The 16,675-nt window shown below is 70.7% G+C and carries 8 protein-coding genes; 5 read left to right on the top strand and 3 right to left on the bottom strand.

Annotated features, from left to right (window positions below):
- Positions 1 to 10: 10 nt before the first annotated feature.
- The 3 genes from ACYU7G_RS08435 to ACYU7G_RS08425 form a co-directional block, all read right to left on the bottom strand.
- Positions 11 to 5,440: an immunoglobulin-like domain-containing protein gene (locus ACYU7G_RS08435; protein WP_461106715.1), complete on the bottom strand. Its 5,430-nt coding sequence runs from the start codon at positions 5,438 to 5,440 to the stop codon at positions 11 to 13.
- 281 nt (positions 5,441 to 5,721) lie between these two features.
- Positions 5,722 to 5,949: a hypothetical protein gene (locus ACYU7G_RS08430; protein ID WP_461106714.1), complete on the bottom strand. Its 228-nt coding sequence runs from the start codon at positions 5,947 to 5,949 to the stop codon at positions 5,722 to 5,724.
- Between the two features lie 4 nt (positions 5,950 to 5,953).
- Positions 5,954 to 7,237, bottom strand: a complete 1,284-nt coding sequence (locus tag ACYU7G_RS08425; RefSeq protein WP_461106712.1) for an adenylosuccinate synthase — start codon at positions 7,235 to 7,237, stop codon at positions 5,954 to 5,956.
- 256 nt (positions 7,238 to 7,493) lie between these two features.
- Here ACYU7G_RS08425 and dhaK point away from each other — a divergent pair, with 256 nt between their 5' ends.
- From dhaK to ACYU7G_RS08400, 5 genes are all read left to right on the top strand, one after another.
- Entirely contained in the window at positions 7,494 to 8,489 is a 996-nt protein-coding gene (dhaK, locus tag ACYU7G_RS08420) for a dihydroxyacetone kinase subunit DhaK (RefSeq protein WP_461106710.1), read from the top strand.
- Positions 8,490 to 8,491: 2 nt separating this feature from the next.
- Positions 8,492 to 9,133 (top strand): dihydroxyacetone kinase subunit DhaL, encoded by a 642-nt coding sequence (dhaL, locus tag ACYU7G_RS08415; RefSeq protein WP_461107275.1) that lies wholly within the window; start codon positions 8,492 to 8,494, stop codon positions 9,131 to 9,133.
- A gap of 1 nt (position 9,134) precedes the next feature.
- On the top strand, positions 9,135 to 11,582 hold the full coding sequence (ptsP, locus tag ACYU7G_RS08410) for a phosphoenolpyruvate--protein phosphotransferase (RefSeq protein WP_461106708.1): 2,448 nt from the start codon (positions 9,135 to 9,137) through the stop codon (positions 11,580 to 11,582).
- On the top strand, positions 11,563 to 12,465 hold the full coding sequence (locus tag ACYU7G_RS08405; RefSeq protein ID WP_461106706.1) for a patatin-like phospholipase family protein: 903 nt from the start codon (positions 11,563 to 11,565) through the stop codon (positions 12,463 to 12,465). Before ptsP ends, ACYU7G_RS08405 begins: the two co-directional genes overlap by 20 nt.
- Before the next feature lie 126 nt (positions 12,466 to 12,591).
- Positions 12,592 to 16,491, top strand: a complete 3,900-nt coding sequence (locus tag ACYU7G_RS08400) for a metallophosphoesterase (protein ID WP_461106704.1) — start codon at positions 12,592 to 12,594, stop codon at positions 16,489 to 16,491.
- The last annotated feature ends 184 nt before the right edge of the window (positions 16,492 to 16,675 follow it).

Genomic DNA, 16,675 nt, shown 5'->3' with positions numbered 1-16,675 from the left:
TGGGGGGGAATCAGGGTTGCTTGAAGCGGACCATGTTGTTGAAGACCCAGCCCTGGGTGGGTTCGTGCACCCAGGCACCCGAGGGCTGCTGGCTGGACCCGATGTAGTCCGCCCAGATGTAGGAGCGGCAGCCGCCCCTGCCGGTGGTGGCCGTGTCGCACTCGGTGCGCCACTGCCGGCCCTGGCTGGTGAACTCACCGGTCTGCGCGAGCGGGTTGCCCGCCCACTGCGCCCGGGTCATCCGGGGCAGGTAGGTGAGGTTGTTGAACTGCCAACCCGTCTGGGAGACGTAGCCGTCCACACCCCGGTTGACGTGGGTGGCCCAGATCTCCGTGCGGCAGCGCAGCGTCTGCGAGTAGGGCTCGCAGGTGGTGTGCCACCACCTGCCACCGGAGTTGTGGAAGCCCGGGGTGGTGTAGACGTCCACCGGTCCCGGCTTCGTGGGCGCCGGCGTGCTGGGCTCCTTCGAGGGTGCCTCGCTCGGCTCCTCCGAGGGCTCCTCGGACGGCTCCTCGCTCGGCTCCTCCGAGGGTTCCTCGGACGGCTCCTCCGAGGGCTCCTCGGAAGGCTCCTCGCTCGGCTCGGGCTCGGGGACCTCGACCGTCCCGGCGAGCATCTGGACCTCCTCGGCGCTGAGGCCGCGGGCGTAGACCCGGAAGTCGTCCACAGCCCCGCGCAGGTACGGGTCCTCGGCGTACATCGAGCGGCCGATGTAGCCCGACAGCTGGTCGGCCGGATCGTCGAGGTCCGAGGGCACCAGGGTGGTCTCCACCTCGCCGGCGAGTTCGCCGTCGATCCAGTACGCGAGGGTGCCGTCGGCCAGCGTCACCGCCACGTGGGTCCACTCGTCGGTGAGCTGGGCGCCGCCGGCCCGCTGCTCGCCGCTCCAGGTGTCGACGGTGATGCCGGCCGTGGAGCCGCCGCTCCAGTGCCGCGGGGCCTGGAACAGGTAGCGGTCGCGGTCCGCGCCGAGGGTCCACAGCCAGGGGTTCTGGTCCCCCACCGCTTCCCACTTCACCCAGGCGGCGACGGTGAGGTCGCCGTCGGTGAGCAGGCCCTCGGGCAGCACCACGTGGTCGTCGCCGCCGTCGAGCGCCAGCGCGTGCTCGTTCACGCCGTCGGCCTGCGCCGGGGAACCGGCCAGTTCGCCGTCGTTGCCGTTGCCGGAGACGTCGGCCAGGGTTTCGGAGCCGAGGTCCTCGAACTCGTAGTGCAGGACCAGGTCCTCGGTGACGTCCTCGGTGACGGTGACCCGCACGGTGGCGGTTACCCCGCCGTCCGCGGAACCGGTGGCCGTAACGGTGACGGCGGTGGCGCCGAGGCCGCGGGCCGTGATGCGGCCGGTGGCGTCGACGGTGGCGACCTCCTCGTCGGAGGAGGACCACTCGAGCGCCTTGTCGCTGGCCGTGACGGGGAGCACCTCCACGGAGACCTGGCGGGCCGAGCCCTGCCGCAGCGCCACCGTGTCCGGTGTCACCACGAGCCCGGTGACGAGCACCGGATCGGTCTGGACGGTGACCTCGGCCACGGCGAGCACGCCGTCGACGGCGTCGGCGAAGGTGCCCTCCACGCGGACGGTGCCGGTGGCCGCGAAGTCGGCCGGGTCGAGCTCGGGCCAGGTCACCTCGGCGGTGCCGCTGCTGCCGTCGCCGAGGGTCACGGGGACCGTGGCGGGCAGCGTCGGCACGGTGCCCACCTGCACGGTCAGGTTGATCGCTTCGGCGGCGGTGACCAGGGCGTCGGGCTGGTAGGCCTCGAGCAGCCGCAGGTACTCGGCGCGGGTGACGGGCAGCACGGTGCCGTGGCGGGGACGGTCGGGCATCTCGTACGCGGCGGGCACGCTCCAGGCGGTGCGGTCGCCGTCGAGGTCGGTGGTCTCGAACGGCACGTAGCCGCGGCCGCCGAACTCGTCGATGAACATGTACCACTTCTCGGCCTGGTTGTCCTTGAAGATGGTGGGTCCCTCGCCGCGGGAGATGTCGCCGGAGCCGATGCACTCGTCGATGAACTCGTAGTCCAGCGAGCGCAGTTCGTCGGACTTCTCGCCGAGGATGAACTTGGCGCAGGCGCCGTTGTTCCGCTCGTCCTTGGTGAAGCGGTAGTAGGTGTCGTCGTGCTTGACGACGGTGGAGTCGATCACGGAGTAGCCCGGGTCGATCCAGACCTGCGGCTCGGTGAACGTGTGGAAGTCCCGGGTGGTGGTGTACATCATCCGGTTGTAGGAGTCACCGGTGTGCTCCGGGTTGTCCGTGGCGTACAGCTTCGAGGCCCAGAACACCACGTAGGCGCCGATGGTCTCGTCGTAGAACGCCTCGGGGGCCCAGGTGTTGCCGGCCTCCGGGGGCGAGACCTCCACCAGTCGCTGGTCGGTCCAGTTCACCAGGTCCGTGGACTCCCAGACCATGATCGAGCGGGAGCCGCTGCGCTGCGCGGCGTCCCAGTCGCCGTTGCCGTGGATCTTGAGGTCCGTGGCGATCTGGTAGAACTTGTCGCCCTCGGGCGAGCGGATGATGAACGGGTCCCGCAGGCCCTGCTCCCCCAGCTCGGAGGTGAGGACGGGCTCGTTGTCGTTCAGGTTGCGGTAGTGCAGCGCGTCGTTGCCGCGGCTGAGGCCGAAGTAGACCTGCTCGCCGTCGGCGTAGCCCTCGCCCACGAAGTAGGAGAACAGGTAGCCCTCCAGCGGCTCGGACTCCGGCAGGGCCGGGACGGTTGCGTCGAACTCACGGGTGATGGTCTCCTCCCCGACGGTGACGGTGGCCGTCAGCTTCACGGCCGCAGACTCCTCGCCAGTGGCGGGGCGGGTGACCTCGCCGGTGGGGGTGATCACGTCGGGTGCGGAGCTGGTCCAGGTGACGCTCGCGTCGGTCCCGGCCACGCCGGTGGGCAGGGTCAGGTTGCCGCGCACGTCGTCGAGGTTGTGGATCTCCAGGGCCGCTGCGGCTGCCTCGGCGGGGGTCTGCTCCACGGGCTCCGGCCCGGCGAGCGCGAACCACTCGAAGGTGACCCGGTGCGACGGCGCGGAGCCGGCCGCCAGCGCCCACACACCTACCTGGGTGAGCGGGAAGTCGACGGTGAGGGTGCTGGTGTTGACCCAGTCGAGGCCGTCCCAGTACCCGAGGCTCACCTGGTCACCCGTGCGCTGCAGGCGCAGCCACTCCGTCGTGGAGCCCGGGCGGGGCGTGAAGGTGGAGCTGTAGCCGGCGTTGCGTTCGAGGGCGTCCTCGATCACCACCGGGCCACCCTCGGCCCAGCTGACGTGGGCCACGCCGGTGCGCACGTAGTTGTCCTCGTCCTGCCAGGCCACCAGCCCGGCGCCGTTGTGGTCCGCGCCGACGGCCTGGTCCAGTTTGGTGTAGGCCGTGAAGTCACCCTCGGGGGCGTCCACCATCAGGATGTTCTCGTGGTCGTTGGCGGTCTGCCACAGGTCCCCGGGGAGGGTGTCCACGGTCAGGGAGCCCGGGTTCTCGGTGAGGCTGAGGTTCGCCGGCACCGGGTTGTGGACCTCCCACTCGTCGCCGAGTTCGGCGGCGTCGAATGAGTCCACCCAGGCGTCGTCGGGAATGGTGGGGCCGCCGTCGGCCACCACGGTGACCGCCACGGTGTCGGTGCCGCGGCCGTCCGCGGTGGTGCCGGTGACGGTGGCGGTGCCGGGCGCGACGCCCGTCACGGTGCCGTTGGCGGCCACGGTGGCCACGGCGTCGTCGGAGCTGGTCCAGGTGACGGCGCGGCCGGTGGCGTTCAGCGGCGCGACGGTGGCGCTCAGACGGGCGGATCCTCCGACCAGGACGTCGACGGCCTCGGGCTCGAGCACCAGGGATGTGACCGGGACCTCGTCGGTGGTGACGGTGACCTCGGCGCGGGCGGTGACGTCACCGGCCGCGTCGAAGGCACCCTCGACGGTGAAGCTGCCGACCGTCTCCAACAGGGCCGGGTCCACCGCGTCCCACTCGACCGCGACGTCGGCGGTGCTGCCGTCCAGGCTGGTGGCCGCGACGGTGGCGGGCAGTTGCAGGGTGTCGCCCACCTGGACGGTGAGCTGCACGGCCTCGGACGAGGTGAGCATGGCGTCGGGCTGGTAGGTCTCGTAGAGGGCGCGCAGCTCGGTGGCGGTCACGCCGATGATGCCGCCGTGGCGGGCGGGCGGCAGGTCCGCGTCGAGCGCCGCGGTCCACTCCGCGCTGGGGAGGTCGTCGGTCTCGAAGAGCATGTAGCCCTGGCCGCCGTGGTAGGACGGCTGGTCCTGCAGGAGGTACCAGTGGCCGGGCTGGTCGTTGGCCGGGAACACCGAGGGGCCCTCGCCGTGGGTGAAGGTGCCGCCCCAGGGGTTGGGCTGGCCGACGCCGACCTTCTCCTTGACGGTGGTCCAGGAGGTGGAGCGCAGGTCAGCGGAGGTGTCCTGGCGCATCGCCATGTAGCCCTCGTCCTTGATGATGCGGTGGTAGACCCCGTCCTCCTCGGCGATGGTGGCGTCGATCATGCCCCTGCCGGCTCCCTTGGGCTCGTCCACCCAGACCTGCGGGTCACTGAAGTGGACGAAATCCCTTGTGGTGGCGTACATCATGCGCTGGTAGCTGGTGGCGATGTCACGCCCCGCCACCTCGGCGGTGTCGTAGAGGGCGGAGGCCCAGTAGACGATGTACTCGCCGCGGGTGGCGTCGTAGTAGGCCTCGGGCGCCCAGGTGTTGCCGGCGAACTCGGAGGAGACCTCCACCATCCGCTGGTCGGACCAGTTCACCAGGTCCGTGGACTCCCAGATCATCAGGGAGTGGCTGCCGCGCTCCTGCGCGGAGCCGAAGTCGAAGCCGTTGTAGTTGGCGTACATGTTGAGGTCGGTGGCCAGCAGGTAGAACCGGTCACCCTCCGGGCTGCGCATGATGAACGGGTCCCGCAGCCCCTGCTCCCCCAGCGTCGAGGTGAGCACGGGCCGGTCGTCGTTGAGGACGGTCCAGGACTTCGGCGAGTTGCCGGTGCTGGCGGCCAGGTAGACCTTCTCACCGTCGGCCGAGGTCTCGCCCTTGAAGTAGGGGAACACGTAGCCGACCAGGGGCTCCTCGGCGGGCAGCGGCTGCACCTCGAGGGTGATGGTGGCCTGCGCGGAGGTGGCTCCGGCGGCGCTGGCCTCGACGGTGAGTTCGACGTCGACGGGCTCGCTGCCGGCCGGTGGGCGGGTGACCTCGCCGGTGGCGGTGACCACGGCGGGGGCGGAACTGGTCCACTCGAGGGTGGAGCCGGAGGCGCCGAGTTCGGGGAGGTGCACGTTGCCGCGCACGTCGTCGGCGTTGTGCACCGTGACGGCGGCCACGTCGGCGGCCGGGTCCTCGCCGTCGGCCCAGGAGGGGACGGTGGTCATCCCGAGCACGAGCGCGGCCCCGACCGCCGCCACCGAGGCGGTTCGGGCGAGGCGGCCGGCGGGCGGTTGTGCAGAAGTGCGAGCAGGCATGGGCTAGCCACTTTCGTCGTTGAAACTAATGACCTGGTTCGGCGCCGGACCGTGCGGTGTCCGGGGCGATGTTCAAGGATGTTACCGGGAACATGCCGTGGTGGCAATAGGTTTACGAAATCTGGGACGACAACCGGGTTCTCCGCGTGGTGGCGCGTTCAGCACCGGGCCGGGTGGTGACGAGGACCGCCGAGCAATCGGTTTCCGTGTACGGGCGGGACCGCCCCACGGCGTGTCGACGACGCTGGTCACCCCGGTCCCCGACCACGCCGGGCCCGAGCTCACTCCTCGGCTGCCTCCGCCTCCCGGTCTGCCCGCTCGGCCGCCTCGTGGGAGTACTGCACCAGCAACCGGAAGCCGATGACGGCGGCGACGAAGATGAAGCCGATCGGCACCACCCACCACCAGCCCCAGCCCAGGTCCTCCTGGAACAGGGCGATGGCGAGCGTCGCCGTCATGAACACGACGATGTAGATGACCACCGCCCGCCAGATGCCGCGCTTGGGCACGGCGTCAGATCAGCTCGTGGATCGCGATCGACTCCTCGCGACCGGGGCCGACGCCGATCCCGGAGATCCGGCAGCCGATGAGCTCCTCCAGCCGCTTCACGTAGGCCTGGCAGGTGGGTGGCAGCTCGTCGAAGGAACGGCACCCGGAGATGTCCTCGCTCCAGCCGTCGAGGTACTCGTACACCGGCTGCGCGTGGTGGAAGTCGGTCTGGGTCATCGGCATGTGGTCGTGCCGGACGCCGTCCACCTCGTAGGCGACGCAGACGGGGATCTTCTCCCAGCCGGAGAGGATGTCCAGCTTGGTGAGGAAGATGTCGGTGAAGGCGTTGACCTTTGCGGCCTGCTCCACCAGCACCGCGTCGAACCAGCCGCAGCGACGGGGACGGCCGGTGGTGGCTCCGAACTCGCCGCCGATCTGGCGCAGCTTCTCGCCGTCCTCGTCGAACAGTTCCGTGGGGAACGGTCCCTCGCCCACGCGGGTGGTGTAGGCCTTGGCGATGCCGATGGCGCGGTCCAGCCGGGTGGGCCCGACGCCCGCGCCGGTGCAGGCACCCGCGGCGATGGGGTTGGAGGAGGTCACGTAGGGGTAGGTGCCGTGGTCCACGTCGAGGAAGTGGGCCTGGGCGCCCTCGAACAGGACCACCTTGCCCTCGTCGAGGGCGTCGTTGATGAAGCGGGCGCTGTCGATCACGTAGGGGCGGATCTTCTCGGCGTGCTTGAGCAGGCTCTCGACGATCTCGTCGGCCGCGATCTCGCGCCGGTTGTAGACCTTCACCAGCAGCTGGTTCTTCTGGTCCAGCGAGGCCTCCACCTTCTGGCGCAGGATGGGCTCGTCGAAGATGTCCTGGATCCGGATGCCCATCCGGTTCACCTTGTCCGAGTACGCGGGCCCGACGCCGCGGCCGGTGGTGCCGATCTTCTTCTTCCCGAGGAAGCGCTCGGTGACCTTGTCCAGGATCTTGTGGTACTCGGTGATGATGTGGGCGTTGGAGCTGACGAAGGGGTGCGGCACGTCCACGCCGCGCGAGGTCAGCACCTCCATCTCCTCGGCCAGCACGTCGAGGTCCACCACGACGCCGTTGCCGATCACCGTGGTGGTGTTGGGGTTCAGGATGCCCGAGGGCAGCAGGTGCAGCACGAACTTCTCGCCCCCGACGACGAGGGTGTGACCGGCATTGTTCCCGCCCGAGTAGCGAACGCAGAGGTCGACGCGATCACCAAGCTGATCGGTCGCCTTGCCCTTGCCCTCGTCCCCCCACTGGGCTCCGACCACCACAACGCTCGGCATCTACGCCACCTCCAAGAAATGGATGAAGCCCCGCAAAGCTTGCTGGGGCCTTACGACCACACAATACCGATTCCCCCTGCGATCCGACGAGTCCCGCACCCCCTGCACGTTCTTGCGCACCCTCGAAGGGGGTGGTGCACCAAAGGTCAGCACCATTGATTCCACACCCGGGCCCGGCGAAGCTCAGGGGCAAGGGCGCCCGGACGCCCCCATCCGCCTTGCGGAAAACCCCAGCAACGAAGCAGGAGGAAAGACCGTGAAGAAGCTCATCAACGAGGTCGACGACGTCATCACCGACGCGCTCAAGGGAATCGAGGCTTCCGACGAGAACGTGCGCGTGGACCACCAGAACCGCGTAATCCTGAGGGCCACGCCCAAGGAGCAGGGCAAGGTGGCCCTCGTCTCCGGCGGCGGTTCCGGGCACGAACCCCTGCACGGCGGGTTCGTCGGCCTCGGGATGCTCGACGCCGCCTGCGCCGGGCAGATGTTCACCTCCCCCACCCCGGACCAGATGCAGGCCGCCACCACCGCCGTCGACGCCGGCGCGGGCGTGCTGCACATCGTGAAGAACTACACCGGCGACGTCATGAACTTCGAGATGGCCGCGGAGATCGCCGCCGACGAGGGCGTCAAGGTGGCGACGGTGGTGGTGGCCGACGACGTGGCCGTTCAGGACTCGCTCTACACGGCCGGGAGGCGCGGCGTCGGCCTGACCGTGCTGCTGGAGAAGATCGTCGGGGCGGCCGCCGAGGAGGGCCGGGACCTGGACGCCGTCGTCGCCGTCGCGAACAAGGTCAACGAGGGCGGCCGTTCGATGGGCATGGCCCTGACCAGTTGCACCGTGCCCGCTGCCGGCAAGCCCACCTTCGACCTGCCGGAGGACGAGATGGAGATCGGCATCGGCATCCACGGCGAGCCGGGCCGCCACCGCGAGAAGATCGCCTCCGCGCGTGAGATCGCCAAGCAGCTCGTGGACCCGATCCTGCACGACCTCGACTACGCCGGCAGCGACGTGATCGTGATGGTCAACGGCATGGGCGCCACCCCGCTGATCGAGCTGTACCTGATGTACGGCGAGGTCAAGGCCCTCCTCGACGAGGCCGGCGTCACCATCGCCCGCAACCTGGTGGGCAACTACATCACCAGCCTCGACATGGCCGGCTGCTCGGTGACGTTGCTGAAGGCCGACGAGGAGATTCTCGGACTCTGGGATGCGCCGGTGAAGACGGCAGGGCTACGTTGGGGACTGTGAGCATGACAGACAACGTCTCCTTCAAGCAGTTGGTCGCCTGGTTGCACGAGTTCGGCACCCTGGTGAACCAGAACAAGTCCTACCTGACCGAGCTCGACTCGGCGATCGGCGACGCCGACCACGGCGCCAACATGGCGCGCGGCATGACCTCGGTGCTCAACCTCGTGGACGCCGACGGCGCCGACGGCGTGGGCGCCCTCTTCAAGAAGGCCGGCATGACGCTCGTCAGCAGCGTCGGTGGCGCGAGCGGGCCGCTGTACGGGACGTTCTTCATGAAGTTCGGCACCTCCACCGGTGCCGCCGACCAGCTGACCCCGGAGCAGCTCGCCGCGGCGCTGCGCGCCGGGCTCGACGGGGTGCTCGCGCGCGGCAAGGCGGAACTGGGCGACAAGACCATGGTGGACGCCATGGTCCCCGCGGTGGAGGCCATGGAGAAGGCCTTCGCCGAGGGCGAGTCGCTCGCCGCAGGCACCGCCGCGGCGGCCGAGGCCGCCCGGCAGGGCCGCGAGGCCACCATCGAGATGCTCGCCCGCAAGGGCCGCGCCAGCTACCTCGGGGAGCGTTCCGTGGGCCACCAGGACCCGGGGGCCACGTCCACCGCCTACCTGTTCGAGGCGCTGGCCGCGTCGGTGGACAAGGTCTGACATGGCATTGGTCGGCCTCGTCGTCGTCTCCCACTCGCGACGGCTGGCGGAAGCCGCCGTCGAACTGGCCCTCCAGATGGTCCACGGCGAGCAGCCGCCCATCCGGATCGCCGCCGGCATGCCGGACGGCGGGCTGGGCACCGACGCCATGGAGGTGATGGCCGCCGTGCAGGAGGCCTCCGCCGGCGCCGGTGTGGTGGTGCTCGTGGACCTCGGCTCCGCGGTCATGAGCGCCGAGATGGCGCTCGAGTTCCTGGACGAAGAGGCCGCCGACGTGCGGATCGTGCCCGCGCCGTTCGTGGAGGGACTGCTCGCGGCGGCCGTGCTGGCCGCCGGCGGCGCGGGCCTCGACGAGGTGGCCAGGGAGGCGGCCGCCGCCCTCGGCCCGAAACTCCAGGCCCTCCCCGGAACCGACGAGCCCGAACAGACACCCACCCCCGCCCAGCCCGAGGGGGAGGACTGGGGCGCGGCCGCCGCCGACGAGGCCGCCCTCCCCAACGCGATGGGACTGCACGCCAGGCCCGCCTCGCTGTTCGCCACCACCGCCGCCGGCTTCGACGCCGAGGTGCGGGTGGTCCACGAGCGCGGCACCGTGGCCGCCCGCAGCCCCCTCGCGCTGGCGACCCTCGCCGCCAAGTTCGGCGAGACCCTGCGGGTGGAGGCCCGCGGACCGCAGGCCGCCGAGGCCGTGGCAGCGCTGCTCGGGATGGTCCGCGACGGTTTCGGCGAACCCGGCCCGGACGGCGCCGCCCCGCAGCCGACGGCCACCGCAACCGCCCCCGCGGGTCCCCGCGCCCCGATCGGGGTCAGCCCGGGCCGGGTGGTGGGACCGAGCCGCAGGATGCTGCCCGCCCTCACCGGCGAGCCGGCCGTCGAGACCGTGGCCGCGGACCGGGTGGACGCCGAGACCACTCGTCTGGCGGAGGCAACGGCCCACATCGTGGCGCAGTACCGCGAACGCGCGGCGGCCGCGGAGGACGAGGCCGCCGAGATCCTGGCCGCAACCGCTGGCCTGGCCGAGGACGCCACGCTGCTCGCGGCCGCTCGCAAACTGGTGGAGGAACAGCGGCTCGCCGCCCCCAACGCCTTCTGGCGCGCAGCCGACGAGGTGGCCGCAACCATGCGCGCCGCCGGCGGGCTGCTGGCCGAGCGGGCCACCGACGTCGGCGACATCCGGGACCGCGTGGTCTCCCACCTCCTCGACGTGCCGATGCCGGGCGTACCCGACCCGGGTCACCCGTTCATCCTGCTCGCGCGGGACCTGGCCCCCTCGGACACGTCGTCGCTCAACCCGGCAACCTGCCTGGGCATCGTCACCGTCGAGGGCGGGCCCACGTCACACACCGCCATCCTGGCCCGCAGCATGGGCATCCCGGCGGTGGCCGGCCTGACCGACGCGCTGGAGATCCCCGACGACACCCGCGTCCTGGTGGACGGCAGCACCGGCGAGGTGCTGCGCGCCCCCGCCGACGAGCAGTTCCTCGGCGCCCGCACCGCACCCGCGGAACTGGTCCCGCTGGCCGCTCCCGGCCGCACCTCCGACGGGGTCGCGGTGCCCCTGCTGGCCAACGTGGGCTCCGGCAAGGACGCCCGCGGGGCCGCTGCGGCCGCCGCCGAGGGCATCGGGCTGTTCCGCACCGAGTTCGCCTTCCTGGACCGGGCCGACGAGCCTTCGGAGCAGGAGCAGGTGGAGCAGTACCGTGCCGTGTTCGACGCGTTCCCGGGGCGACGGGTGGTCATCCGCACCCTGGACGCCGGCAGCGACAAGCCGATGCCGTTCCTGACCATCCCCGGCGAACCCAACCCGGCCCTGGGCATCCGTGGCTACCGCACCGTCGTGGACAACCCCGACGTGCTCGCGCGGCAGCTCTCGGCCATCGTGACCGCCTCCGAGGGCTCGGAGGCTGAGGTTTGGGTGATGGCGCCGATGATCGCCACCGTCGACGAGGCTGCCGAGTTCGCCCGGCTCGCGCGCGCGGCGGGCGTCGGCAAGGTGGGCGTGATGGTGGAGACGCCGTCGGCCGCGCTGCAGACGGCGGACCTCCTGGGGCACGTCGACTTCGTCAGCGTGGGCACCAACGACCTCACCCAGTACACGCTGGCCGCCGACCGGCAGGCCACCTCGCTCGGGGCGTTGCAGGACCCCTGGCAGCCCGGCGTGCTGCGGCTGCTGCGGGAGGTGGGACGCGCGGCGACCACGTCCGGCAAGTCCGCCGGCGTCTGCGGCGAGGCCGCCTCGGACCCGCAGCTGGCCGCCGTCCTGGTGGGGCTGGGGATCACCAGCCTGTCCATGGGGCCGCGCGCCCTGCAGCCGGTGGGCGAACTGCTGGCGGCCACCACCCTGGCCCAGTGCCGCAGCGCCGCGGAGGCCGCCTGTGCCGCAGCAACCGCCGACGCGGCACGGCTGGCCGTCTCCGAGATCCTCGGGGGTGGGCGCGCTGCTGCGTAGCAACGTCGACGACGTCGCCCTCGTCTTCGAGGGTGGCGGCATGCGGGCCAGTTACTCCTCCGGCGTGCTCAACGCGCTGCTGGAGGCCGGCATCCACTTCGGCTGGGTGGGCGGCATCTCGGCCGGGTCCAGCTGCACCGCCAACTACCTCGCCCGGGACCAGCACCGCGCCCGCCACTCCTTCACGGACTTCGCCGGCGAGCCCAACTTCGGCGGTCTCGGCACCTGGGTGCGGGGCAAGGGCATGTTCCACGCGGAGTGGATCTACGAGCAGACCTCCGGCCCGGAGGAGGCGCTCCCCTACGACTTCGACACCTTCGCCGCCAACCCGGCCGACTGCGCCATCGGCGCCATCCGGTGCACCGACGGCGAGATGGTCTACTGGGGCCGCGACGAGCTGGCAACGCGGCAGGCGCTGATGAAGCGCGTCCGGGCGTCGTCGACGATGCCGCTGCTGATGCCGTGGACGGAGATCGACGGCGTGCCGTACTGCGACGGCGCCCTCGGGCCGACCGGCGGGTTCGCCCTCGACGCCGCCAAGGAGGCCGGCCACGAACGCTTCGTGGTGGTGCTCACCCGGCAACGGGGCTACCGCAAGTCCTCGGTGCGCTCCGAACGGACGATGCGCACGCTCCTGCGCCGGTTCCCGGCAGTGGCGCGCGGCCTGATCGACCGGCCGCGCAACTACAACCGCACCCTCGACGAGCTCCACGAGCTGGAGCGGCAGGGCCGGGCCCACCTCGTGTTCCCCGACGAGATGCCCATCGGCAACGGCGAGCGCAACCTCGGCAAGCTGCACGCGATGTACGAACGGGGCCTGGCCCAGGGGCGCCGCGAGCTGCCCGCGATCAGGGACTTCGCGGGGCTCCCCAACGTTGGATGACCGGCCGGCAACTGGCTCGTGACTAGGAGTTTAACTCTCGGTTAACACCTGCTCACCAGCTTGCCGCGGCAACTCCGGATCGGATCGGATGAATCTGTTCATCCCACCTCCCCAAGGAGTTCGCAGGTGTCATCCACCACCAGACGTACGGGCGCGCTGTTCGCGACGCTCGCACTGACCGGCTCGCTGATCGCCGCCACGCCGGCGGCCGCGGAACCGGTCTCCCCCACCATCACTCCCACCGACGGCACCTGGGTCTCGGGCACCCAGAGCGTCACGGCCCTCCCCGGCCAGCGTGGCGACTCCGTCACCGCACTCTCCGTCGACGGCGAGGCCCTCGAGACCACCACCGCCCTGGGAACCGCGGAACTGCAGTTCGACGTCGGCGGCAACTCCATCGACCCGAACTTCGCCTCCTACGTGCTGATCAACGACAACCCAGTCCACCTCGTGGAGCGGCACTTCGTCTCCGAGCGCGTGGTCCTCGAGTTCCCGGCCGAGTGGCTCAACGCCGGGGAGAACCTCCTGGACTGGCGGGTCGGCCAGTACGCGGGCGGCTGCGGCACCCACTACGACGACTACGTGGTCTCCGACATCGCCGTCGTCACCGGCGGCCCGGTCACGATGGACGACGAGGCCTTCGCCTACTCCGTCGGCGACGGCTCCTGCGGCGCGGTGAAGATGAGCGAGTTCCAGATCCCGTTCGAGCTGGGCGACGACCCGGCGGCCACCGCCGGCCTCACCGCCGAACTGGACACCACCACCCTCGCCAACGGCGAGCACACCCTGGCCGCCACGTCGGCCTCCGGGGGCACCACCACCCAGACCGTTCTCGTGAACAACGACCCCGCCGACGGCGCGGACATCAACGTCGCCGACGGCCAGGTCCTGTCCGGGTCCATCGAGGTGGCCGCGGCTCCCCGCGGCGCCGACCCCGTGACGGAACTCGCCCTCGACGGCACCGTGCTGGACTCGTACCCGGGCCTCGGGGCCGCCGAGGCCGCCCTCCGCTTCACCATCGGCTCCAACTCCGCCGACACCTCCTACGGCAACTACGTGGTGGTCAACGGCACCACGATCGTGCTCGAGGACACCATCGTCTCCGAAACCTACGACCTCCCCATCCCCGTCGCCCTGCTGGTCCCGGGGACCAACACCGTCGACGTGGTCGCCGGCGTCCGGGAGACCTCCTGCGGTACCAACCGCGACGACTTCGTCCTCACGGACCCGAGCCTGCTCGTCGACGGCGTCCCCGCCGTCGCCGTCGAGGCCGAGGCCCGGTACAACATCGGAGACGGCAACTGCGGCAGCAACACCTCCAAGGTGCTCGAGGCCAACATGGTCTTCGAGGTCGCGGGTGAGGCCACCGGCCTGAAGGCGCAGCTGGACACCACCGCCCTGTCCGACGGCACCCACCAGCTCTCCGCCACCACGGCTGCCGGAGCGGTCTCGGTGCGCAGCTTCGACGTCGACAACACGGCCCCCGAGGTCACCAGCTCCATCGTGGCCGGGCAGCACCTGGCCGAGGCCACCGTCCTGGAGGTCTCCGCCACCGACGCCCACGGCGTCACCGAGATCGCCATCACCATCGACGGCGCCCCGGTCTCCAACGGCTCCCTCGTCGGGCCGGAACTGCGCCTGGGCCACCACGAGCTCGCGATCACCGCCACCGACGCCATCGGCAACACCGGCACCACCACCATCGAGTTCAGCTCCTCGGAGATCCCCTCCGGCATCACCGACCCGCAGGCCCGTCCCGTCGACGGCGGCATCGAACTCTCCGCGGGTGTGGAGCTCGTCGACGGCTCCGTCGTGGGCACGTTCTACCGGGCCGACGCGGCCCTGCCCACCGCTGCCCGCCAGGGTGAGGGTGCATCCGTGCCCGCCGCCCTGGACTTCGAGGGCGAGGAGATCCCCGTCGAGGGGCTGCTGGCCGACGACGACGAGTTGCTCACCAGCCCGGCCGGGTCCGGGGTGAGCTACCAGCGCTTCGACGTCGACGTCACCGACGTCTCCACCGCCGACGCCCGCGCCCAGTGGCGCGGCTTCGTGGACCCGCAGCGCACCGCGACGCTGCACCTGTGGAACTCCGAGTCCTCGCAGTGGGACGAGGTGGCCTCCAGCCGCGGCGCCTCCGACGCCGCCACCGTGCTGTCCTCCCCGATCGGCACCGCTCACGTCGACGGCAACGTCGTCCATGCCCTGGTGGCGGGCAGTGACCCGTTCGCCGACGACATCCCGAAGCCCGTCGACGACGCGTTTGCGGACCCGGCCGACTACGACTTCGCCATCGCCCACCACACGGACACCCAGTACCTGTCCGAGGGTGCCGTGGAACAGGAGACGGCCGAGGAGCGCGCCGTCTGGGAGAAGGCCTACACCGACGCCACCCAGTGGATCGTCGACAACGCCGAGGAGCGCAAGATCGCCTACGCCGCCCACACCGGCGACATCATCGAGAACTGGACCAACTCCTCCAAGGACGAGGCCAACGCCCACGCCGAGTGGGCAGCGGCCGCGCGCGCCCAGAAGATCCTCGAGGACGCCGGCATCCCGCACGGCGTCCTGGCCGGCAACCACGACAACTGGACCGGCGCCAACCACGAGCTGTACAACGAGTACTTCGGCCCCGAGAAGTACCGGGAGCTGTCCGAGGGCTGGGAGAACGCCAGCTACGGCGGCAGCTTCACCGAGACCGACAACCAGAACCACTACGACCTGTTCAGCGCCGGCGGCCTGGACTTCATCGCCGTCCACCTGTCCTACGGCGTGGACAAGGCCGACGCGGAGTGGGCGGACGAGGTGCTCGGCCGCTACCCCGAGCGCAACGCCATCCTGCTCTCGCACGCGTACCTGACCACCAGTTCGGAGCCGGACGGCAGAAACGCCCCCTACTCGAACGCGGGTGGCCTCTACCAGTTCCGCAACATCGTCGCGAAGAACCCGAACGTGTTCCTGACGCTGAGCGGCCACCACCACGGCGTGGGCACCAACATCCTGACCAATGTCACCCAGGACGGCAACCACGTCGTCGAACTGCTGGCCGACTACCAGTTCTACGAGATCGGCGTCGAGGAACTGGGCCTGAGCGAGATCGGCGGCTACTCCCCCGAGGACACGCTACGCTTCGGCGCCAGTTTCCTGCGCCTGCTGCAGTTCGACGTGGACCGCTCTGAGCTGATCGTGGACACCTACTCCCCGTTCCTCGACAACTTCAACGCGACGGAGTACGACCTGGAGCAGCGCTACGACGGCACCGAGGACGACATGGTCATCCCCATCGAGCTGAACTCGCGCACCACCTCCATCCAGACCGACGCCATGATGGTGCTCGTGCCCACCGACGAGGTGCTCGGCACCGCGACGGCGGCCGCGGGCGAGCGCCTGGTCACGACGGTGGACCTCGAGCAGCTGCAGGGCTGGTACGTCGAGGCCGAGACCCGCACCGGCGGCCACCTGGTCTCCGGGCTCGTCCCGGCACCGGCAGGCATCTTCGGCGCCGGGGAACCGGCCGACCCGGAGCCCTCCCCGGAGCCGACACCCGACCCCTCGGAGGATCCCGGCACCGAGCCTTCCGAGGAGCCGACGAAGGCGCCGACCACCCCAGCGGTGACCGACGTGTACTCCACGCCGGGCTTCCACAACGTGAACGGGCGCTGGTGGTACACCGAGTGCGAGCCGTACTCCCAGACCATCCGGTGCACCACCGACATCTGGGCCACCAGCACCGTCTACGCCAATGGGGCCTTCAGCTCCAGCAACGGCTGGGTCTTCAACAACCTGACCTACCTGCCGCACATGACCCGCGCCGCCTGGGGCACCAACCCCCTCGCGAACCCGGGCGAGTGGACGGCTGCCGACGGCAGGCAGTGGCGCACCGAGTGCGACACCGCCGAGACCGGCCGGGGCGGCTGCCGCTCCTGGGCGCAGGCGGACGTGGTGAAGGCCACCCAGGGCGCCGACGGCGCCTGGAGCTACCGCCAGGCCAAGGAATGGGTGCTGAACAACATCGTCCGCTTCCGCTGACGAACCCACCGCATGCGGCGGGGCCGGTCACCGAGCAGGTTCGGTGGCGGGTCCCGCCGTTGGCGTCCGGGGCTCAGCGGTAGCTGATGGCGTAGGCCATCACCACGGGTGTGACAGGGCTCCGCGACACGCCGTGTTCAGGCTCTCCAGAGCCTCGAAATCGCTTTCGTGCGGACTGTGGTCA

Source organism: Tessaracoccus terricola, assembly GCF_054776555.1.
The sequence above is the reverse complement of the archived record's forward strand: the minus strand, read 5'-3'. Positions and strand labels throughout refer to the sequence as shown.